A 20,203-nucleotide genomic window follows, 5' to 3' on the forward strand; every position below is an offset into this window, starting at 1 on the left:
GCGGTTCTTAAAGCGGACTGAAATTGTACGCTTTTATTCGCCGCCATCCAACCCGGGCATTCAGCCGGCGCTGGGGTCGGGCCGGGAGGACACACCGGGGCAGGCCGTTGCCTGGGCGCAATGCTGCGCCAACGGGGTGATTTTCGCAATCACCCGGAATGGGCGAGAATCCCCGTTCCATCCGCTGCAAACAGCCCGTGCCGATGCCGAAGAAGATCCAAGCCCGCAAGTCCGCCATCCATGGCAACGGCGTGTTCGCCGTGGCCCCGATCAAGCAGGGCGAGCGCGTGATCCAGTACAAGGGCCTGCTGCGCAGCCACGGCGATGTCGATGCCGATGACAGCGGCGACGTCGAAAGCGGCCACACCTTCCTGTTCACCCTCAACGATGACTGGGTGATCGATGCCAACTACAAGGGCAACGACGCGCGCTGGATCAACCACAGCTGCGACCCGAACTGCGAGGCGGTGATCGAGGAAGACGAGGACGGCGACAGCCGGGGCGACAAGGTGTTCATCGAGGCACTGCGCGATATCAAGGCCGGCGAGGAGCTGACCTACAACTACGGCATCACCCTGGCCGAGCGCCACACGGCCAAGCTGAAGAAGATCTGGGAGTGCCGTTGCGGCTCGCCCAAGTGCACCGGCACGATGCTGCAGCCCAAGCGCTGATCCGCATCGGGTAGTGCCGGCCGCTGGCCGGCACTATGTGGAGGCTCTCCACCTGCCGTGCACGACGGGGTCACCGCCGCGCAAGGGCCGTTCTTCCATGCTGTGGGCTCCCCCCAACCGGAGTGCATCCATGGCAGATCGATTGAAGGGCAAGCAGATTGCCATCCTTGCCACCCACGGCTTCGAACAGTCCGAACTGACCGAACCCAAGCGTTTGCTGGAAGCGGAAGGGGCGCGCGTCAGCGTGGTCTCGCCCGCAAAGGAAGCGACGATCAAGGGTTGGAAGGAGAAGAACTGGGGCGACGCCGTCGCGGTGGATATTCCGTTGGATGAGGCGGATCCTGCACGCTTCGATGCCGTGGTTCTACCCGGAGGGGTCATCAATCCGGACACGCTGCGTACCGATGATGCCGTACTGGCCTTCATCCGTTCAGTGGATGAAGCCGGCAAGCCTGTGGCGGCGATCTGTCATGGCCCGTGGCTGCTGATCAACAGCGGCCTGGCTGAGGGACGCGAGGTCACGTCCTGGCCGTCCCTGCAGCAGGATCTGTCCAACGCAGGTGGCAAATGGCGCGACACCGAGGTCGTGGTCGATGGCAACCTGATCACCAGCCGCAAGCCGGACGACATCCCAGCCTTCAGTGAGGCGGTGGTCAAAGCACTGGCCGCGTGATGTTCTGCCGATAGTGCCGGCCAGCGGCCGGCACTATCTTATTTACCCAGCACGCCCGCCGGCACCAAGTTGCCCAGGTTCTGGTTGAAGGTGACCACCAGCTTGCCGTTCTTCACCTGTGCCGACTGCACCTGCAGGGCGCCGAGCACCCCGGCCACGGCCGGGTCCAGCTTGTAGATCGGTTCGCGCTGGGCGTAGTCGCTCAGCCATGCATTGAGCAGGCCACGGGTGCGCGAGTCGAGGCGGCCGCCCTGGTTGGCCGGGGTGAAGTCATCCACGCTCGGCTGCTGCAGGTGGAAGCCTTGGGTCTGCGCGTCGTAGCGCAGGCCGCTGCTGAGCTTCACCGTACCCAGCCTGGCCGGGTTGCCGCCGGCGGTGGCCAGTGCGACGTCCATGCCCAGGTTCAAGCGTTCGCCGGCCGGAAGGCTCAGCTGCGGATGGCTCATGGTCAGGGCGATCAGGCCGCCGAGGGCGTCCTGGGTGCGCGGGAAGCTGCCATCGAGGTACTGCTGCACGTCGCTGGCCCCCACCGACAGTTCGCGGCCGGAGATGGAGGGAGCCGCCTGTGCACCGATCGCAGCAGCGATCAGCACGGTGGAGGCCGCGAGGCGGGTCATCAGGGAACGCAGGCGCATGGCGGTGACCGGTGGGAAGCAAATGGATGGAACAAAGAGTAGCCGCGCAGGCTGAATCGCGCGTGCATGCCGCTGCAACGGTTCAGTCCAGCGTTGGACGCAGTTGTGCCGACTGGATCTGCCACGCGCTGCCATCGCTGCTGGGCTGCACGCGGTACCAGCCGCCGAAGCGGAACGTGCCGTTGGTGGTGACCGCGCGGATCTGCACCGGCACCTCAAGCAGCTGCGGTGGCTGCCGCTCGTCGCGGGCGATCGGGGTATCGCTGTGCAGGCGCAGGGTGCGCAGGTCCTGCAGCTGCCGCAGCGCGGCGTCGTCGGCATGCCGCGGGTCGCCGGGCGGGATCGTCCAGGCGGCATCGCTGGCGGCGCGGTCGCGGTTGAGCAGCGCGGCCACGTAGCGGTTGAGCATCGTCGAGGGTGGCTCGGCACCATCCACGACGGCGGACAGCAGCGGCACATCGCTCGCCTGCAGTGCTGCGGAATCGGGGCCGGTAACGGTGTCCGCTGCTGCGGTGGCGGCGACGGGAGCGGACGCTGCCGCGATGTCATCCGGCGCCTGTGCCGCCGGGCGTGAACAACCCAGCAGCACCAGTGGTGCGATCAGGAACAGGATCCTGCGCATGCCTGCCTCCTCCCCGAGGCAATCTGAAGGGCGGCAGTGTAGCGGTTGCGCCGGTATCAGCGGGAGGAGGGCAGCTGCTCCAGCGCGTCCAGCGCCGGCAGGACCTGGCCGGCGATGGCGGCCAGTGCGTGGCCGTCGGTCTCGGCGTGGCGCTGCACGATGTCGCGCAGCAGCTGGGTGGCGATCACCAGGGTCGCGCGCTCATCGCCGCTGATGCCGGCGGTACGCGGGGCCGCCTCCAGCAGGCGCATCAGGTCGCGGCTGGCGCGGTGTTCCAGTTCGATGGTGCAGCGCCCGGTGCACTGCAGCCCGTCCTTTTCGATCGGGGTCACCGAGATCCGGTAGCGGGTGGAGGGGCTGGCCATGAGGGTGTGCTCGCCGTAGCTGTGGAGGATGTGCCCACCATAGGCAAGGCCAGGGCCGGCGGCGACGGCCGGCGCCGCACGCAGTGTTCCACCCGGTACGTTCCGCGCCCTTTGCGGAGCGCCGGCAGCCAGTGGTGGCGGGCCTGCACGGGGATTGCCGGGGCCGCGGCAACGCTGTGTTGCGGGGTGTGGTCCGGACAAAAAAAACGGGACGGCCAGAGCCGTCCCGTCGGAATCCGCGTTGGGGCGCGCGCTTACAGCGCGGCGTCCTTCAGCTTCTTCAGCGGACGCACCTTCAGCTTGGTGGTGGCCGGCTTGGCAGCGAACCACTGCTCTTCCTTGGTGAACGGGTTGATGCCCTTGCGCTTCGGCTTGGCCGGCACATTGACGGTGGTGATCTTCAGCAGGCCCGGCAGGGTGAACGAGCCAGCGCCCTTCTTGTGCACCGAGGAGGCGACGGCGCTTTCCAGCGAGGCCAGCACAGCGCGGACGTCCTTGGCGATGACGCCGGAGGCTTCAGCGATGTGTGCAACCAGGCCGGACTTGGTCAGCACTTCCTTGATCGGCTTCGGAGCGGCCGGCTTGGCGGCTGCCTTCGTCGCGACTTTCTTCACTGCCTTCTTCGGGGCAGCCTTCTTAGCGGTCTTTGCCATGGTTTCCTGTTCCGTGAACGGTTGGTTGTTTGGTCGGCGCCGAACCCCGTCGGCAAGCGCAATGTAGGGCAACTCTCGGGCGCCGCCAATAGCCCGAAGCGCGGAAAGTGCATGTTTTTTCATATCCAGGCCGATTCAGTCCATGGCCGGCGGTGGGGGATGGGGGCATGGCAGCGTGCACGATGGCGGGTGCCGGCCCATCGGTGGAATGCGCGAAACCACTGAAAACAAGGGAAAAATGCGTGCTGGCCTGGCGAAGAAGTGACCAGTTGTCCGGTTTCCGGCGGACGCGCGGCATGCGGCGGAGCGACGCAGGGCTAACGCGTCCCATGCGAGGGTGACCGTTCATCACCGCCACGCAGGAGCAGCACATGGGAATCTCGCGACACGCCACCGCGCACTGGGAAGGCGATCTGAAGTCGGGCAAGGGACAGTTGAGCACGCCGCAGAGCGGGCTGCTGGACAAGACCCGCTACGGTTTCAACAGCCGCTTCGGCGACGAGAAGGGCACCAATCCGGAGGAGCTGATCGCTGCCGCGCACGCCGGCTGTTTCACCATGGCGCTGTCGGCCAAGCTTGGCGAGGCGGGCTTCACCCCGACCTCGCTGGATACCGAGGCCAAGGTCGATCTGTCGCTGGAAGGCGGCCCGCAGCTGTCGCAGATCCGGCTGAAGGTGAAGGCGGTGGTGCCCGGCATTGATGCGACGCAGTTCCGTGCCATTGCCGATGACGCCAAGCAGAACTGCCCAGTGTCCAAGGCGCTGAGCGCGGTGCCGATCAGCCTGGAGGCCGAACTGGGCTGAGCGGCCGCTACCTGTAGAGCCGAGCCCACGCTCGGCTCACGCAACTGCAATGATCTGACCGTAAAGCAGCCGAGCGTGGGCTCGGCTCTACAGCAGCTTGCGGATCACCAATCGATGGTGCCGCTGATCACCGTCTGCACCTGGCCGCCGGACCAGACCTCACCTTCTTCATCGACCCGCAGGGTCAGGCGCGCGTCGTGGCCGACTTCGCGGCCCTGGCTGACTTCGAATGGTGCACGGCCATGGGGCAGGGCATCGCGCAGGTCCAGCCATGCGGCCAGCACCGCATTGGCAGCACCCGAGGCGGCGTCCTCGAAGCGACGGCCATTGCCGACGAAGGCACGTACCGCCAGATCGAAGCCCTCGCGGCCATCGCTGAAGGCATAGGCGAACACGCCCATGCTGTCGGTGGATTCGGCCAGAGCCGCGACCGCGTCCCAGTCCGGGCGCAGGGCACGCAGTGTCGCTTCATCGGCCACCTGCACCACCCACCAGCTGCGCCCGCCCTGCATGCGTGCCGGTGGCAGCGTACCCAGCGTCCATCCCTTCAGTGCCGCCTGCAGGCGAGGATCGGTGGCCTCAACGGTCTCGGCCAGCTGCGCGCGCGGGGTGCGGATGGCGATGCGCTGCTGCGCGCCCTCACCGCTGACGCGCAGCGGCAGCGCACCTGCAATGCCATCCTGCACCAGCACGCCATCGACCGGCGCTGCCAGGCCCGCCTGCAGCACCGCATGTGCAGTGCCGACGCTGGGATGGCCGGCGAACGGAACCTCCTTCTGCGGGCTGAACATGCGCAGCCGGTAGCTGGCGCCTGCGACCTGCGGCGGAAACACGAAGGTGGTCTCGGGCAGGCGCGTCCAGCGCGCAATGGCCTGCATGCTGGCATCGTCCAGGCCTTCGGCATCAAGCACCACGGCCAGCGGATTGCCAGCGCCGGCGCGCGGGGAGAACACATCCAGCTGCAGGAAACGGCGGGTGGACATCAGGCAGGACTCCAGTAAACAGGCGGCATAGCGTAGCGCGGGGCACAAAAAAGGGGACGGAGGGAATTAAGTCGCTTATGGCACATGGGGCACAAGCGACTTAATTCCCTCCGTCCCCTTTTTTCCGTGCGCTACCAGCGGATGTGGCCGTCGATGACCGGCTGCACCTGGCCGCCGATCCAGACCGTGCCCTGCGCGTCGACCTGCACCTGCACGCGGCCATCGCGGCCGACTTCGCGACCCTGGCTGGCCACGTAGCGGCCCTCGCGGCCAGGCAGGGCGTTGCGCTGCCGCAGCCAGGCACCGATCAGGGCATTGGCGCTGCCGGTGACCGGATCTTCCGGCACGCTGGCCGCATCGGCGGGGCAGAAGGCGCGCACCACACGCGTGTGGTCGCTGCCGGCCTCGTCGGCGAATACGGCCACGCCGGTGGCATCGGTGGCAAGGCTCCAGTCGCGCAGGGCGGCCATGTCCGGCGCCAGGTTGCGTACGGCGGAGGCATCGCGCAGCGGCAGCAGCCACCAGCGTGCGCCGTTGTCCCAGAGTTCGGGCACGTGCCCGCTGTCGGCCAGCGCCAGCAGTGCTTCGGGTGCCGCATCTGCGTCGGTCGCCAGCTGCCGGGCCGATGGGCTGGCCAGCTGGATCTCCAGCGCCTCGGCCGGGCCGCTCACCCGCACCGGCAGCAACCCCGCCGCGCACTGTTGCAGCAGGGCGCCGTCGCGAGGCTGGGCCAGGCCGCAGCTCACCGCCGCCCAGGCCGCGCCGACGCTGGGGTGGCCGGCGAAGGCCAGCTCACGGGTCGGGGTGAAGATGCGGATGTGGTAGTCGGCGCCGGGCGCGGTGGGGCGCAGGAAGAACACCGTCTCGGACAGATTCAGCCAGGCGGCCAGGGCCTGCATCTGCTCGCCGGAGAGGTTGTTGGCGTCCAGGATGACGCCCAGTGGGTTGCCGGTGCCGGGGCGGGGGGCGAAGACATCGAGCTGCAGGTAACGAAGGACGGCCATCTACGGGGATATTGCGCTTAGAATCAAAGGTTCCGCCCCCAGGGGCGGCTTCCCCACATTCTACATAGCCAATCCATGTCAGCTTCCCCCCTTGTCGATCGTTGGATCGTACTGAAGTTCGGCGGCACTTCGGTGTCGCGTCGTCACCGCTGGGACACGATCGGGAAGCTGGCGAAAAAACGCGCGGAAGAGACCGGCTCGCGTGTGCTGGTGGTGGTGTCGGCGCTGTCCGGGGTCACCAACGAACTGACCGCGATCGCCGATGGCGCGCCGGACAGCCGTGATCGCGTGGCCGCGCTGGTCGAACGCCATGAAGGCTTCCTGGCCGAACTGGGCCTGGGTCGCGAGGTACTGGCCGAGCGCCTGGCAGTGCTGCAGGGCCTGCTCGACGACCCGCGTGCGGCCACCCGTCCGCTGCACTGGCAGGCCGAAGTGCTGGGCCAGGGCGAACTGCTGTCGTCCACGCTGGGCGCGGCCTATCTGCACGCTTCGGGCCTGGACATGGGCTGGATGGATGCCCGCCAGTGGCTGGACGCGATGCCGCCGCAGCCGAACCAGAGCGACTGGTCGCAGCGCCTGTCGGTGAACTGCCAGTGGCGTGCCGATGCCGAGTGGATGCAGCGCTTCCGCGCGCAGCCGACCCGCCTGCTGATCACCCAGGGTTTCATCTCGCGGCATGCCGATGGCGGTACCGCCATCCTCGGCCGTGGTGGCTCGGATACCTCGGCGGCGTACTTCGGCGCGCTGCTCGGCGCCAGCCGCGTGGAGATCTGGACCGATGTGCCAGGCATGTTCAGCGCCAACCCGAAGGATGTGCCGGACGCGCGCCTGCTGACCCGCCTGGACTATTACGAGGCGCAGGAAATCGCCACCACCGGCGCCAAGGTGCTGCACCCGCGCTCGATCAAGCCGTGCCGCGATGCCGGCGTGCCGATGGCCATCCTCGATACCGAGCGCCCGGAACTGCCGGGCACCAGCATCGACGGCAGTGCTGCGCCGGTGCCGGGCGTAAAGGCGATCAGCCGCCGCAACGGCATCGTGCTGGTGTCGATGGAAGGCATCGGCATGTGGCAGCAGGTCGGCTTCCTGGCCGATGTGTTCAACCTGTTCAAGAAGCATGGCCTGTCGGTGGACCTGATCGGTTCGGCCGAGACCAACGTCACCGTGTCGCTTGACCCGTCCGAGAACCTGGTCAACACCGATGTGCTGGCCGCGCTGTCGGCCGACCTGTCGCAGATCTGCAAGGTGAAGGTGATCGTGCCGTGCGCGGCCATCACCCTGGTTGGCCGTGGCATGCGTTCGCTGCTGCACAAGCTGTCGGACGTGTGGGCCACCTTCGGCCGCGAGCGCGTGCACATGATCTCGCAGTCGTCCAACGACCTGAACCTCACCTTCGTCATCGACGAGGCCGATGCCGATGGCCTGCTGCCGATCCTGCACGCCGAGCTGATCGACAGCGGTGCGATGCCGGTGGAGGAGACCGAAGTGTTCGGCCCGCGCTGGCGCGAGATCGCCGGCACCGTGCGCCCGCGTGGCACGCCGTGGTGGCGGGGCCAGCGTGCGCACCTGCTGCAGCTGGCCGATGCCGGCACGCCGCGTTATGTCTACCACCTGCCGACGGTGCGCGCCCGTGCCCGCGCGCTGGCCGCGATCAAGCCGATCGACCAGCGCTACTACGCGATCAAGGCCAACAGCCACCCGGCCATCCTGCAGTTGCTGGAAGCCGAGGGCTTCGGTCTGGAGTGCGTGTCGCACGGCGAACTGAAGCACGTGTTCCAGCACCTGCCGGAACTGTCGCCCAAGCGCGTGCTGTTCACCCCCAGCTTCTGCCCGCGCAGCGAGTACGAAGCTGCGTTCGCGCTGGGGGTGACCGTCACCGTCGACAACGTCGAAGCGCTGCAGCGCTGGCCGGACCTGTTCCGCAACCGTGAGCTGTGGCTGCGCGTCGATCTGGGCCGTGGCGAAGGCCACCATGCCAAGGTTCGCACTGGCGGCAAGGAGTCCAAGTTCGGCCTGCCGATCGCTCGTGTCGATGAGTTCGTGCGCGCGGCCACCGATCTGGGCAGCCGCGTGGTCGGCCTGCACGCGCACCTCGGCAGTGGCGTGGAAACCGCGCAGCACTGGCGCCTGATGTGCGATGAGCTGGCTGGTTTTGCCCGCCGCATCGGCAGCGTGCACACCATCGATATCGGCGGTGGCCTGCCGATTCCGTACAGTGACGAAGACGAGCCGTTCGATCTGGATGCGTGGGCAGAGGGCCTGGCCGAGGTCAAGACGCTGCACCCGGCGTTCCGTCTGGCGATCGAACCGGGTCGCTATCTGGTGGCCGAGTCCGGTGTGCTGCTGACCCATGTCACCCAGGTGGTGGAGAAGGACGGCGTGCGGCGTGTTGGCCTGGACGCCGGCATGAACGCACTGATGCGCCCGGCGCTGTACGACGCCTGGCATGACATCGAGAACCTCAGCCGCCAGGGCGGTTATGCCGAAGCGGCGTTCGATGTGGTCGGCCCGATCTGCGAATCCAGCGATGTGTTCGGCAAGCGCCGCAAGCTGCCGGTGTCGACTGCGCCGGACGACGTGATGCTGATCGCCGATGCCGGTGCCTACGGCTATGTGATGGCCAACACCTACAACCAGCGGATGCTGCCGCGCGAAGATGTGATCGAATGACCACCGCGCGCGCCCTGCACCCGCCCACCGACACGCCCCGCGCCCTCGCGCGGGCCCGTGCCTGACCGGATACACCATGACTGCTTTCGACAAACACCAGGTTTCCCGCTTCCGCTTCGTCCGCTGCGACTTCGCAGCGGATACCGGCGTGGCCCGGCTGGTCTACGCCTTCGACGACGGCCCGGAGATGGTGGAAACCATCACCGTGCCCGGTGCCCCGTTCGTGCTGGACGAGGCGCGCGCCGCCGCCGTGCAGCGTGCGCTGCAGCTGCTGCACCTGATCGCCGGCGTCAGCTACTACAAGGCGGGCGTACCGGAGACGGCCAGCATCGACAGTTACAGCATCGATGCCGATACCGCCGCACTGGTGGAGACCATTTACCTCAATGGCCTGGGCGAATTCGCCTACCGCAACGGCCTGAACCTGCGCGGCCGCTTCCGGTTGCCGGTTCAGGGCGAGAGCGTGCAGGCGCCGGCGCTGGGCCTGCAGCCGCACGCGCTGGTGGCCATCGGCGGCGGCAAGGATTCGCTGGTCAGCATCGAAGCGCTGCGCCGTGCCGGCGTGGACGAAACCGTGACCTGGATCGGCGGCTCGCAGCTGATCCGTGCGTGCGCCGAGCGCACCGGCCTGCCGACATTGAACCTGGGCCGCACGCTGGCACCGGAACTGTTCGAGTTGAACCGCCAGGGCGCCTGGAACGGCCATATCCCGGTGACGGTGGTGAACTCGGCAATCATGGTGCTGGCCGCGTTGCTGCACGGCGTGGACCAGGTCGTGTTCTCCAACGAGCGTTCGGCCAGCTACGGCAGCCAGATTCCGGGCACCGGCGAAGTGAATCACCAGTGGTCCAAGGGCTGGGCCTGCGAGCAGGCGTTCGGCAGCCATGTGCGGAAGTACGTGGCGGCGGACCTGCAGTACTACTCGCTGCTGCGCCCGATGTCCGAGCTGGCGGTGGCCCGCCAGTTCGCCAAGACCGATTTCTACGACGCGCACTTTTCCAGCTGCAACCGCAACTTCCACATCCTCGGCGAGCGCCCGGTGAACCGCTGGTGCGGCGTCTGCCCGAAGTGCCATTTCGTGTTCCTTGCGCTGGCTCCGTTCATGCCCAAGACGCGCCTGGTGCGCATCTTCGGCCGCAATCTGCTGGACGATGCTGAGCAGGCCGGTGGCTTCGACGCGCTGCTGGAGTTCCAGGACCACAAACCGTTCGAGTGCGTGGGCGAAGGCCGCGAATCGCGTGCGGCGATGGCGACCCTGGCGCAGCGCCCGGAATGGAAGGAAGACGTGTTGGTGAAGCGCTTCTGCAACGAGATCCAGCCGCAGCTGGATGCCGCCGAACTGGAACTGGCACCGCTGCTGCAGCTGCAGGGCGAGCACCGCGTTCCGGCTGCGCTGTGGGAACGGGTGCGTGAAGATTTCGAAGCTTGAAGGAAAGCGCGTCGCGCTGTGGGGCTGGGGCCGGGAGGGCCGTGCGGCATTCTCGGTGCTGCGCGCGCGCCTGCCCACTTTGCCGCTGAGCCTGTTCTGCCCGGCAGCTGAAGCCGAGGCCGCGCGTGCAGAAACGCAGGGCGCGCTGGATGTTCGTGGTGAACCCTCGGCCGAGGCGCTGGCCGCCTTCGAGGTGGTGATCAAGTCGCCCGGCATCAGCCCGTACCAGCCGATCGCGCTGGCGGCCGCGGAGCGCGGCACTACCTTCATCGGTGGCACCGCGCTGTGGTTTGCCGAGCATGCGGGTGCCGACGGCATCGTGCACGACACCGTGTGCGTGACCGGTACCAAGGGCAAGAGCACCACCACCGCACTGGTCGCGCATCTGCTGCGCGCGGCCGGCCACCGTACCGGCCTGGTCGGGAACATCGGCCTGCCGCTGCTGGAAGTGCTGGATCCGCAGCCCGCCCCCGAGTACTGGGCGGTGGAACTGTCCAGCTACCAGACTGGCGAAGTGGTGCGCAGTGGCGCCCATCCGCAGGTGGCGGTGGTGCTGAACCTGTTCCCGGAACATCTGGACTGGCACGGCAGCGAGCAGCGTTATATCGAGGACAAGCTGCGGCTGGTGACTGAAGCCGCGCCACGCATCGCCGTACTCAACGCCGCCGATCCGCACCTGGCCGCGCTGTCGCTGCCCGATAGCGAGGTGGTCTGGTTCAACCAGCCGCAGGGTTGGCATATGCGCGGTGACATCGTGCATCGCGGTGAGCAGGCCGTGTTCGATACCCGCAACACGCCGCTGCCGGGTCGCCACAACCGCGGCAACCTGTGCGCGGTGCTGGCCGCTCTGGAAGCGCTGGGGCTGGATGCGGTGGCGCTGGTGCCGGCGGTGCAGGACTTCCGTCCATTGCCGAACCGCCTGCAGCGCATCGGCGTGGCCGATGGCCTGAGTTACGTGAACGATTCGATCAGCACCACGCCGCATGCCAGTCTGGCTGCGCTGGAGTGTTTCGCCGGCCAGCGCATCGCACTGCTGGTGGGCGGGCACGACCGTGGCCTGGACTGGACCGATTTCATGCAGCACATGGCGCACGACGTGCCGCCGGTGGAGATCGTGACCATGGGCAGCAACGGCCCGCGCATCCACGCCATGCTGCAACCGCTGGCCGATGCCGGTCGTTTCGGCCTGCACGCGGCGGGCGACCTGCCCGAGGCGATGGCCTTGGCGCGTACCGCATTGGGTACGCAGGGCGGGGTGGTGCTGCTGTCGCCGGGTGCGCCGAGCTTTGGTGCCTACCGCGACTACGTGGCGCGTGGCCGCCATTTCGCCGAACTGGCTGGGTTTGATCCGGACAGCATCAGCGCGATTCCGGGGTTGGGCATCGCCTGAGTGCCGGCCCCTGTCTCCGGTGGTGCCGGCCACCGGCCGGCAACCCGGGGTACCGCATCCACGCGTGGCGTGGATTTACCATGGGCGCATTCCCGGACGGACCCGGACACCCGCATGTGCACCTTCATCACTCTGTTCCTGCCCACCTCGTTTGCGCACGTGGAAGCCGCCGCGATCATGCGGCGCGGCGGCCGGCGCCTGTTCGCCCAGGCGTCGCCCAGCCTGCAGGCAGCGGTCGGCCCGGATTGGCAACCGTGGCTGAGTGCTGCGCACTGCGATTGCGGCACGGCCCTGGCATCGGCGCAGGCTGCGCCGGAGTGGAAAGGCGATGCCGAGCGCTGGCGGAGAAAGGGCTGGAGCGAGGCGAAGATCGCCCGCGCCGTGGCCGAACAGTTGGCGCATTTCGAGCAGGAGCGGCAGGCGCGCCAGAGCGAAGGCCTGGCGGATGCCGGCCAGTGGCTGCAGCGAATGGATGCCCTGCTGGGCGCGGGTGCCGCGCGCATCGGACTTCTTGTGCGTGTTTACGATGGCTCGGTGGGGGCCCGGCAGCCGAAGCCGCCGGAACGTCACTGGTCACGAGCGCAATTGGCGGCGGAGGATCTGTTGGTGCTCGAGCCGGGTACCTTGCATTGGATAGAACGCGGGTAGTGCCGGCCGCTGGCCGGCAACCCACGCGTAAATTCATCCACGCATGGCGGGGGTCTACTCGATGAACGCGTAGTCGCTGTCGATCAGCTGCTGCAGATATGCATCGAAGCTCGGCGCGATCACCGCGTAACTGTCCGGATCGTGCAGGTAGCGCACCACCTGGCCGACGGTGCCGCCCGGTGTCGGATCAAAATCCAGATACAGCATCGAGGTGCCGCCGTTGTTCATGCAGTGCGAGAAGCACAGCCGGCGGTTCATCGGCAGATCGGCGTCGATGCCTTCACCCAGAATCTCCGGCTCGTCATCCAGCCACTCTTCGTAGATGGAACGGATGCTGTCGTCCCACTGCTGCTGGTCCTCGAAGATCTGCGCGACCGAGCGCAGGTAGTACGGATAGCCGCCGTCCTCCACGTCCGAGCCGAGCACCAGGACGCAGACCTCGCCGCCGGGGTACTCGCGGAAGTGGGTGCCATCAACGCGCGACAACAGGTCCACCAGGCTGTCCGGCACCTGCGGCCACTGCGCACGCAGGCGCTGCAGGTCTTCGGCGCTGGCGCCCTGCACATGGGCCCATTGCGGGGCATTGTCGGCAGGCAGACGCGGAACAAGGCCAGACAGAAAGCGATCAACAAGGTTCATGCGGCAACAAGGGGACGGAGAGGATTAAGTCGTATCCAACCACACCTGCGTCACGTCGCCAATGCAGAATGCGACGCGGGAGGGGTGAATACGGCTTAATCCCCTCCGTCCCCTTTTTCTTGCGGAGCAGGCGCATGAATCGTTGGCGATGCGGTGTGGCGGTGATGCTGGGGCTGGCGGCAATGCCGGCGTGGGCGGCGATGAAGACGCAGCCGGTGGAGTGGAAGCACCAGGGCACGACCTTCAGTGGCGTGCTGGTCTATGACGACGGCGGGCATGACAAGCGCCCGGGCCTGGTGATGGTGCCGAACTGGAAGGGTGTGAACGAGTCGGCCGTGGAGAAGGCCAAGCAGCTGGCCGGCGATGATTATGTGGTGCTGGTGGCCGATGTGTATGGCAAGGGCGTGCGGCCGAAGACCGATGCCGAGGCCGGGCCGGTGGCCAGCAAGCTGCGCAACGATCGGCCGCTGCTGCGTGCCCGCGCGCTGGAAGCGGTGAACGTGCTCAAGGCGCAGGCCGGCAAGGCGCCGCTCGATGCCAGCCGGATCGGTGCGGTGGGCTTCTGCTTCGGCGGCACCACGGTGCTGGAACTGGCCCGTGCCGGTGCGCCGCTGGCCGGCGTGGTCAGCCTGCACGGCGGGCTGGGTTCGCCGCTGCCAGCACAGGCCGGTGGCACGCACCCGTCGGTGCTGGTGCTCAACGGCGCCGACGACAAGAGCGTGACCGCCGAGGACATCGCCGGTTTCCAGAAGGAAATGAACGCCGCCAAGGTCGACTGGGAATTCACCAACTACAGCGGCGCGGTGCACTGCTTCGCCGAGCGCGATGCCAACAGCCCGCCGGGCTGCCAGTACAACGAGCGGGCGGCCAAGCGCGCGTGGAAGACGCTGGATGAGTTCTTCGAGGAACGCTTCATGTAGTGCCGATAGTGCCGACCAACGGTCGGCACCCACCGATGTTTCCGTGCCGACCAACGGCCGGCACTTGCCGATCATTGTGGGTGCCGACCGTTGGTCGGCACACCTTGGCCGGTCAATGCGAACGCTGCACCGCGTAGCGGGCCAGGCCGCGCAGGGCAGCCACGGCATCGTTGTCGGCCAGGCCGTCCAGGGCGCGCTCGGCGGCTTCGGCATATTCCTCGGCACGCGCGCGGCTGTACTCCAGGCCGCCGGTGGCGCGGATCGCAGCCAGCACTTCCGGCATCGCCGAGGCATCGCCGTCCTGCACGATGGTGCGCAGGCGCTCGCGGGTGGCGTCGTCGGAGTGGGCCATCGCGTGGATCAGCGGCAGCGTCGCCTTGCCTTCGGCCAGATCATCACCGAGGTTCTTGCCCAGTTCCTCGGCGTTGGCCGAGTAGTCCAGCACGTCGTCGGCGATCTGGAACGCGTAGCCCAGGTGCATGCCGTAGTCGAACAGGGCCTGCTGGGTGGCTTCATCCACGCCGCTGGCCAGCGCACCCAGGCGGGTACCGGCAGCGAACAGCACCGCAGTCTTGCGCTCGATCACGCGCAGGTAGGCGGCTTCGTCGGTATCCGGGTTGTGCACGTGCAGCAGCTGCAGCACTTCACCCTCGGCGATGCGGTTGGTGGCATCGGCCAGAATCTGCATCACCGACATGCGCTCCAGCTCGACCATCAGCTGGAAGCTGCGCGAGTACAGGAAGTCGCCGACCAGCACGCTGGGCGCGTTGCCCCACAGCGCGTTGGCGGTGCTGCGGCCACGGCGCAGGCTGGATTCGTCCACCACGTCGTCGTGCAGCAGGGTGGAGGTGTGGATGAACTCGATGATCGCCGCCAGCTGGTGGTGGTCCGGGCCGGCGTGGCCGACCGCGTGGCCGGCAAGCATCACCAGCATCGGGCGCAGGCGTTTGCCGCCGGCGGAAATGATGTGGTCGGCGATCTGGTTGATCAGCACGACGTCCGAGGACAGCCGGCGCCGGATCAGGGCATCGACGGCGGCCATGTCGGCCGCAGCAAGCGACTGGATCTGGGGCAGGCCCAGGGCGGGACGGGTGTCTTCGGTGATGGTCATGCGATCAGGCTTTCAGGCTCACCGCCGATTATAGGCGCTGGCCGTGAATTCGGGCGCAAACCGGCCCGAGCGGCATTTCCAGCCTGGCCGGCGCGGCCGCCCGCGTGAATACGTATGCAGGTTGCGCCATGCCCGGGAGGCCACCGCTAAGCTTGCCGGATCAGGATTTCGGCCCGCTGCCGGCGGGTCCCGCATGCCCGGAGGGGGGCTGTCGATGTCGCACTATCCATGGTGGCGCGGAGCCGTCATCTACCAGATCTACCCGCGCAGCTACCTCGACGCCAACGGCGACGGGGTGGGTGACCTGCCCGGCATCATCGAGCGGCTGGACCACATCGCCGCGCTGGGCGTGGATGCGATCTGGATCTCGCCGTTCTTCAAGTCGCCGATGGCCGACTTCGGTTATGACATTGCCGACTACCGCGATGTCGACCCGCTGTTCGGCAGCCTGGACGACTTCGACCGCCTGCTGGCCAAGGCCCACGGCCTGGGCCTGAAGGTGATGATCGACCAGGTGCTGAGCCACACCTCGATCGAGCATGCCTGGTTCCGCGAGAGCCGCCAGGACCGCAGCAATCCGAAGGCGGACTGGTATGTCTGGGCCGACCCGCGCGAGGACGGCACCCCGCCCAACAACTGGCTGTCGCTGTTCGGCGGCTGCGCCTGGCAGTGGGAGCCGCGCCGCGAGCAGTACTACCTGCACAACTTCCTGGTCGACCAGCCCGACCTGAACTTCCATCACCCGGACGTGCAGCAGGCGACCCTGGACAACGTGCGCTTCTGGCTGGACCGCGGTGTGGATGGCTTCCGCCTGGATGCGATCAACTTCTGCTTCCACGACGCACAGCTGCGTGACAACCCGGCCAAGCCCGCCGACAAGCGGGTCGGGCGCGGCTTCAGCCCGGACAACCCGTACGCCTACCAGTACCACTACTACAACAACACCCAGCTGGAGAACCTGCCGTTCCTGGAGCGCCTGCGCGCGCTGCTGGACGAGTACCCGGGGGCGGTGAGCCTGGGTGAGATCTCTTCGGAGGACTCGCTGGCCACCACCGCCGAGTACACCCGCGATGGCCGCCTGCACATGGGCTACAGCTTCGAGCTGCTGGTGGACGACTACAGCGCGGCCTACATCCGCGATACGGTCTCGCGCCTGGAAGCGGCAATGACCGAAGGCTGGCCGTGCTGGGCGGTTTCGAATCACGATGTGGAGCGGGCGGTCAGCCGCTGGGGCGGCCACCCGGCCGATTCCCGCCTGGCGCGGATGCTGGTGGCGATGCTGTGCTCGCTGCGCGGCTCGGTCTGCCTGTACCAGGGCGAGGAACTGGGCCTGGCCGAGGCCGAGGTGCCGTTCGAGGCCCTGCAGGATCCGTATGGCATCACCTTCTGGCCGAACTTCAAGGGCCGTGACGGTTGCCGTACCCCGTTGCCGTGGACCGATGCGCCGCTGGCTGGCTTCACCACCGGCCAGCCGTGGCTGCCGATCCCGGCCGAGCACCGCGCCGCGGCGGTAGCCGTACAGGAACGCGACCCGCACTCGGTCCTGGCCGCGTTCCGCGCGTACCTGGCCTGGCGGCATACCCAGCCGGTGCTCCTGCATGGCAGCATCCGATTCATTGAAAGTGCCGAGCCAGTGCTGCTGTTCGAGCGTATGCTTGCAGATGAAACCCTCCTGCTGGCCTTCAACCTGTCGGCTGAGGCGGTGAGCCATCCGCTGCCGCCGGGCAACTGGCAGCAGGTGGCGGTGCCGGGCCCGGAAGCGGGCACGGTGCAGGGCAATGAACTCCAGCTGCCGCCGCGTGCGGTGTATTGCGCCCGACGCAGCTGACCGTTTTCTCCGGTGGCGGTACTTGCGGGGACGGGGCCGAAGCGCCCCGTCCCTTTTTTGTGGATGGGATTGCGGTGAAGGGCATCCACGCATGGCGTGGATCTACCCAGCGACACCCCAACCAGTAGATCCACGCCATGCGTGGATGGGCCTTGCCGACCGACGGCCAGCATCCGCGCAAAAGAAAACCCGCTGCCTGCGCAGCGGGTTTCCGATGAGTCGTTGCCGGCCAGCGGCCGGCACTACCCGGTCATGGTCAGAACTTGTAGTTCACGCCCAGCATGTAGGTGCGGCCCCACTCGATGTACTCCAGCGGGCGGTCCTTGCTGCCGGCGTAGGTGCGGTACGGCTCGTTGGTCAGGTTGCTGCCCTGCAGCAGCAGGGTCAGGCCGCGCAGGGCGCTGCTGTCGCTGAAGGTGTAGCTGACCTGCGCATCGGTCACGTTCTCGCCCACCACGTAGCGCAGGCTGCGGTTGCCGTTGAAGTTGCCGATTTCACCGATGAAATCCGAACGGCGGCGCTGGCTGACGCGTGCTTCAAAGCCGCTGCGCTCGTAGTAGGCGGTGAAGTTGTACACGCGCTTGGACAGGCCCGGCAGGCTGATCGGGTCGCTGCCCACGCTGGAGGCGCTTTCCGGATCCAGGATGGTGATGTCGCTCTTGTTGAAGGTCGCGCTGGCCTGCACGCCGAAGCCACGCAGGCTGTCGGTCAGCATCTCCAACGGGAACGATGCGGTCAGTTCCAGGCCCTTCAACGTGCCGCCCTTGCCGTTCTGCGGGGCGGAGAAGGTGCCGGTGGTCAGCACCGGAGCGGTCATGCCCGGCGGCGGTACGTAGCTGCCCAGCAGCGAGGTGAAGTCGTAGTTGTCGACCGACTGGGTGTAGACGTAGCTCTTCAGGTCCTTGTAGAAGATCGCGGCGGCCACGTAGGCCTTCTCGCCGAAGTACTTCTCATAGGACAGGTCCAGCGCGGTGGCACGCCACGGATCCAGCAGCGGATTGCCGCCACTGCCGCCCGGCCGGCCGGTACCGGTGTCCACGCCGAACTCCAGGCCGGCGCGCATCTGGTCCACGCGCGGGCGCGCGACCTGCTTGGCGGCGGCGAAGCGCAGCGTCTGCTGGTGCGGGAACATGAAGGCCAGGTTCAAGCTCGGCAGCCAGTCGTTGTAGGTGCGGCCGTTCGAGTACGGCTGCACGTTGTTGCCGGCCGACTGCGAGCTGTCCCAGTAGCGCGAATCCGAGCTCTGGTCGGTGTGCTGCATCTGCACGCCGATGTTGCCGCGCACGCCCACTTCACCGATGTCGGTGTTGATGTTCAGGCGCGCCCAGGCGGTGGTGATCTTCTCCTCGACCGTCCACGACTTGGGAATCAGGTAGTCCAGGTTGTCGACCGGGTTGAAGGTCATGTAGCGAGCGACCGCAGCCGGCACGTTCCAGGCCGGGATGGTGCCGAGGCCGGCGAAGCCCAGGTTGACCGGGCGGTACTGCAGGTCCGAGGCGATGTTGGCGTCGCCCTGCGCGCCGAGCAGGATGTTGCCTTCGGACTGGGTCTTCACCTTGCGGCGGTCGGCGTAGTTCACGCCGATATCGATGTCCGGCGCCCACGAGGCGATCGCATCGGGCAGGGCGATGGTGGCGGCCAGCTTGCCGCCCTTCAGCCGGTCTTCCACCTTCGGCACCTTGCCGTAGCCGGAGCCGTAGATGGTGTTGGTCAGGAACAGCGCATCGGGGTTGGAATAGTTCAACCCGGGGCTGATCTGCGAGAAGCCATCCTGGCGGATCGTCACGCCGATCGTATCCAGCTGCGGCATCGGGGTCAGCTGCAGGTTGTTTTCCAGGTTCAGCTCGTCGCGTGTGGCCTTGGAGTAGTTCAGGTCGGCGACCAGCTTGACGCCGCCGAAGTTGAACTCGTTGTTCCAGCCGAACGCATCGATCTTGTCCTTGCGCTTGTTGTACATGCCGCGCACCAGCGGATACACGCCGCTGGCGGTGCCGCCGGTGAACGAGCCATTGGCGTTGATCTGCGGGTTGCTGACCAGCAGGCCCGGGGTGTAGTTGCCGTTGTAGTTGCTGAGGTTCAGCTCGAACTGGTTGGCGGTGTCGATCTGCTCGGCTTCGGTGTGGAACGCATCGAAGGTGCTGGTCCAGCTGTTGTTCGGGCGGAACTGGATGGTGGCCATCACGCCGTCGCGCTTGTTGTTGCCGGTGCGGCGCAGCGCCTTGATGCCGTCGGAGAAGTAAGTGCCGGCAGCAACGCCCGGGCGGTCGCCCTTGTCGGTGTGCTCGGTGGTCCACGGCTCGTACAGGCCGACCTGGTTTTCCTGGATCGGCATGTCGCTGTGCGCGTAGCCGATGGCGATGCCCAGGGTCTTGTCCAGGAACTGGTCGATGTAACTGGCGCTGAAACGGTTGCCGTATGGATCAGTGTTGGCGGCGCGGCCCAGCGAACTCTTCTGGTAGCGGCCACTGACCGCGATCACGCGCTCGCCGAAGCTGAGCGGGCGTGCGGTCTGCATGTCGATGGTGCCCGACAGGCCCTGGCCGACCAGCGCCGCGTCCGGGGTCTTGTACACGGTCACGCCGTTGACCAGCTCGGACGGGTACTGGTCGAACTCGACGCCGCGGTTGTCGCCGGTGCTGACCACTTCCCGGCCATTGAGCAGGGTGGTGGCGAAGTCCGGCGACAGGCCGCGCACGCTGATCACCTGCGCACGTCCCGCTACGCGCTGGGCGGCCAGGCCGGGCAGGCGCGAGATGGATTCAGCGATGCTGACGTCGGGCAGCTTGCCGATGTCTTCGGCGGAGATCGCTTCGACCACCGAGGTGGCGTCCTGCTTGACCGCGATCGCGCTCTCGATGCCGCGGCGGATGCCGGTGACCTGCACCGTATCCAGGTTGGTGGCGGCGGTGCCGGCCGGCGTGGTGGTGTTCTGCGTGGACTGTGCCGACGCCAGCGTCGGCGCCAGGACAACGGCCAGCGCGATGCTCAGCGCGCTGCGCTTGTGGTTCAACATTTTCCCCTCCCAGGCAATGTTGCAGGTCGATTCGTGAGCGTTCCGGCGGGGCCGTGAACGTGCGACGCGGTGGCCGCTGTCGTCGCCGCTATGGTAGGCAGCGCATTCTTCGCGGGAATCACCCTGCATACGTATTCAATGGCGTC

The 20,203-nt window shown here is 67.2% G+C and carries 18 protein-coding genes; 9 read left to right on the plus strand and 9 right to left on the minus strand.

Translation table 11 applies throughout. The annotated features are described in order from the left end of the window. Positions 1-203: 203 nt before the first annotated feature. On the plus strand, positions 204-671 hold the full coding sequence (locus tag CCR98_RS05375) for an SET domain-containing protein-lysine N-methyltransferase (RefSeq protein ID WP_012479369.1): 468 nt from the start codon (positions 204-206) through the stop codon (positions 669-671). 130 nt (positions 672-801) lie between these two features. Further along, entirely contained in the window at positions 802-1,344 is a 543-nt protein-coding gene (locus CCR98_RS05380) for a type 1 glutamine amidotransferase domain-containing protein (protein ID WP_087921789.1), read from the plus strand. A gap of 38 nt (positions 1,345-1,382) precedes the next feature. Here CCR98_RS05380 and CCR98_RS05385 read toward each other — a convergent pair whose 3' ends face one another. From CCR98_RS05385 to CCR98_RS05400, 4 genes are all read right to left on the minus strand, one after another. After that, a complete protein-coding gene (locus tag CCR98_RS05385) occupies positions 1,383-1,979 on the minus strand; it encodes a DUF1439 domain-containing protein (RefSeq protein WP_014036282.1) in 597 nt (198 codons plus the stop codon). Between the two features lie 82 nt (positions 1,980-2,061). Then, positions 2,062-2,601, minus strand: coding sequence for a hypothetical protein (locus CCR98_RS05390; RefSeq protein ID WP_087921790.1), 540 nt, complete (start codon positions 2,599-2,601; stop codon positions 2,062-2,064). A 56-nt stretch (positions 2,602-2,657) separates the two neighbouring features. Continuing rightward, positions 2,658-2,966, minus strand: coding sequence for a DUF3861 family protein (locus CCR98_RS05395; protein WP_005408441.1), 309 nt, complete (start codon positions 2,964-2,966; stop codon positions 2,658-2,660). 254 nt (positions 2,967-3,220) lie between these two features. Continuing rightward, complete coding sequence (locus CCR98_RS05400) at positions 3,221-3,619, minus strand: HU family DNA-binding protein (protein WP_010483539.1); 399 nt, start codon at positions 3,617-3,619, stop codon at positions 3,221-3,223. A gap of 371 nt (positions 3,620-3,990) precedes the next feature. On the opposite strand from CCR98_RS05400, the gene CCR98_RS05405 reads away from it, so the two are divergent. Next, positions 3,991-4,422, plus strand: a complete 432-nt coding sequence (locus tag CCR98_RS05405) for an OsmC family protein (protein WP_005408443.1) — start codon at positions 3,991-3,993, stop codon at positions 4,420-4,422. Between the two features lie 104 nt (positions 4,423-4,526). Here CCR98_RS05405 and CCR98_RS05410 read toward each other — a convergent pair whose 3' ends face one another. Together CCR98_RS05410 and CCR98_RS05415 are read right to left on the minus strand one after the other, a co-directional pair. Continuing rightward, positions 4,527-5,405 (minus strand): PhzF family phenazine biosynthesis protein, encoded by an 879-nt coding sequence (locus CCR98_RS05410; RefSeq protein ID WP_087921791.1) that lies wholly within the window; start codon positions 5,403-5,405, stop codon positions 4,527-4,529. Between the two features lie 131 nt (positions 5,406-5,536). After that, on the minus strand, positions 5,537-6,409 hold the full coding sequence (locus CCR98_RS05415) for a PhzF family phenazine biosynthesis protein (protein ID WP_087921792.1): 873 nt from the start codon (positions 6,407-6,409) through the stop codon (positions 5,537-5,539). A 75-nt stretch (positions 6,410-6,484) separates the two neighbouring features. Here CCR98_RS05415 and CCR98_RS05420 point away from each other — a divergent pair, with 75 nt between their 5' ends. From CCR98_RS05420 to CCR98_RS05435, 4 genes are all read left to right on the plus strand, one after another. Next, complete coding sequence (locus CCR98_RS05420; RefSeq protein ID WP_087921793.1) at positions 6,485-9,079, plus strand: bifunctional aspartate kinase/diaminopimelate decarboxylase; 2,595 nt, start codon at positions 6,485-6,487, stop codon at positions 9,077-9,079. Positions 9,080-9,155: 76 nt separating this feature from the next. Continuing rightward, positions 9,156-10,508 carry a UDP-N-acetyl-alpha-D-muramoyl-L-alanyl-L-glutamate epimerase gene (murL, locus tag CCR98_RS05425; RefSeq protein WP_087921794.1) on the plus strand — a complete coding sequence of 451 codons (1,353 nt, stop codon included), beginning with the start codon at positions 9,156-9,158 and terminating at the stop codon, positions 10,506-10,508. Further along, entirely contained in the window at positions 10,489-11,898 is a 1,410-nt protein-coding gene (gene murD, locus CCR98_RS05430) for a UDP-N-acetylmuramoyl-L-alanine--D-glutamate ligase (protein WP_087921795.1), read from the plus strand. Before murL ends, murD begins: the two co-directional genes overlap by 20 nt. Before the next feature lie 114 nt (positions 11,899-12,012). Further along, positions 12,013-12,546, plus strand: a complete 534-nt coding sequence (locus CCR98_RS05435) for a hypothetical protein (protein WP_087921796.1) — start codon at positions 12,013-12,015, stop codon at positions 12,544-12,546. 54 nt (positions 12,547-12,600) lie between these two features. On the opposite strand, the gene CCR98_RS05440 is transcribed toward CCR98_RS05435, so the two are convergent. Further along, positions 12,601-13,185, minus strand: coding sequence for an SMI1/KNR4 family protein (locus CCR98_RS05440; RefSeq protein WP_087921797.1), 585 nt, complete (start codon positions 13,183-13,185; stop codon positions 12,601-12,603). 134 nt (positions 13,186-13,319) lie between these two features. On the opposite strand from CCR98_RS05440, the gene CCR98_RS05445 reads away from it, so the two are divergent. After that, positions 13,320-14,105 (plus strand): dienelactone hydrolase family protein, encoded by a 786-nt coding sequence (locus CCR98_RS05445; protein WP_087921798.1) that lies wholly within the window; start codon positions 13,320-13,322, stop codon positions 14,103-14,105. 112 nt (positions 14,106-14,217) lie between these two features. On the opposite strand, the gene CCR98_RS05450 is transcribed toward CCR98_RS05445, so the two are convergent. After that, on the minus strand, positions 14,218-15,216 hold the full coding sequence (locus tag CCR98_RS05450; RefSeq protein WP_087921799.1) for a polyprenyl synthetase family protein: 999 nt from the start codon (positions 15,214-15,216) through the stop codon (positions 14,218-14,220). 214 nt (positions 15,217-15,430) lie between these two features. On the opposite strand from CCR98_RS05450, the gene CCR98_RS05455 reads away from it, so the two are divergent. After that, positions 15,431-17,044 carry an alpha-glucosidase family protein gene (locus CCR98_RS05455; protein ID WP_087921800.1) on the plus strand — a complete coding sequence of 538 codons (1,614 nt, stop codon included), beginning with the start codon at positions 15,431-15,433 and terminating at the stop codon, positions 17,042-17,044. A 256-nt stretch (positions 17,045-17,300) separates the two neighbouring features. Here CCR98_RS05455 and CCR98_RS05460 read toward each other — a convergent pair whose 3' ends face one another. After that, entirely contained in the window at positions 17,301-20,057 is a 2,757-nt protein-coding gene (locus tag CCR98_RS05460) for a TonB-dependent receptor (protein ID WP_087924148.1), read from the minus strand. Between the last annotated feature and the right edge of the window lie 146 nt (positions 20,058-20,203).

Source organism: Stenotrophomonas sp. WZN-1, assembly GCF_002192255.1.
In the GTDB taxonomy this organism is placed as follows: domain Bacteria; phylum Pseudomonadota; class Gammaproteobacteria; order Xanthomonadales; family Xanthomonadaceae; genus Stenotrophomonas.

Bases quoted from the DNA above. Each gene is read 5' to 3' on its own strand.
- CCR98_RS05375 (WP_012479369.1), top strand. From the start codon at position 204: ATGCCGAAGAAGATCCAAGCCCGCAAGTCCGCCATCCATGGCAACGGC.
- CCR98_RS05380 (WP_087921789.1), top strand. From the start codon at position 802: ATGGCAGATCGATTGAAGGGCAAGCAGATTGCCATCCTTGCCACCCAC.
- CCR98_RS05385 (WP_014036282.1), bottom strand. From the start codon at position 1,979: ATGCGCCTGCGTTCCCTGATGACCCGCCTCGCGGCCTCCACCGTGCTG.
- CCR98_RS05390 (WP_087921790.1), bottom strand. From the start codon at position 2,601: ATGCGCAGGATCCTGTTCCTGATCGCACCACTGGTGCTGCTGGGTTGT.
- CCR98_RS05395 (WP_005408441.1), bottom strand. From the start codon at position 2,966: ATGGCCAGCCCCTCCACCCGCTACCGGATCTCGGTGACCCCGATCGAA.
- CCR98_RS05400 (WP_010483539.1), bottom strand. From the start codon at position 3,619: ATGGCAAAGACCGCTAAGAAGGCTGCCCCGAAGAAGGCAGTGAAGAAA.
- CCR98_RS05405 (WP_005408443.1), top strand. From the start codon at position 3,991: ATGGGAATCTCGCGACACGCCACCGCGCACTGGGAAGGCGATCTGAAG.
- CCR98_RS05410 (WP_087921791.1), bottom strand. From the start codon at position 5,405: ATGTCCACCCGCCGTTTCCTGCAGCTGGATGTGTTCTCCCCGCGCGCC.
- CCR98_RS05415 (WP_087921792.1), bottom strand. From the start codon at position 6,409: ATGGCCGTCCTTCGTTACCTGCAGCTCGATGTCTTCGCCCCCCGCCCC.
- CCR98_RS05420 (WP_087921793.1), top strand. From the start codon at position 6,485: ATGTCAGCTTCCCCCCTTGTCGATCGTTGGATCGTACTGAAGTTCGGC.
- murL (WP_087921794.1), top strand. From the start codon at position 9,156: ATGACTGCTTTCGACAAACACCAGGTTTCCCGCTTCCGCTTCGTCCGC.
- CCR98_RS05435 (WP_087921796.1), top strand. From the start codon at position 12,013: ATGTGCACCTTCATCACTCTGTTCCTGCCCACCTCGTTTGCGCACGTG.
- CCR98_RS05440 (WP_087921797.1), bottom strand. From the start codon at position 13,185: ATGAACCTTGTTGATCGCTTTCTGTCTGGCCTTGTTCCGCGTCTGCCT.
- CCR98_RS05445 (WP_087921798.1), top strand. From the start codon at position 13,320: ATGAATCGTTGGCGATGCGGTGTGGCGGTGATGCTGGGGCTGGCGGCA.
- CCR98_RS05450 (WP_087921799.1), bottom strand. From the start codon at position 15,216: ATGACCATCACCGAAGACACCCGTCCCGCCCTGGGCCTGCCCCAGATC.
- CCR98_RS05455 (WP_087921800.1), top strand. From the start codon at position 15,431: ATGTCGCACTATCCATGGTGGCGCGGAGCCGTCATCTACCAGATCTAC.
- CCR98_RS05460 (WP_087924148.1), bottom strand. From the start codon at position 20,057: ATGTTGAACCACAAGCGCAGCGCGCTGAGCATCGCGCTGGCCGTTGTC.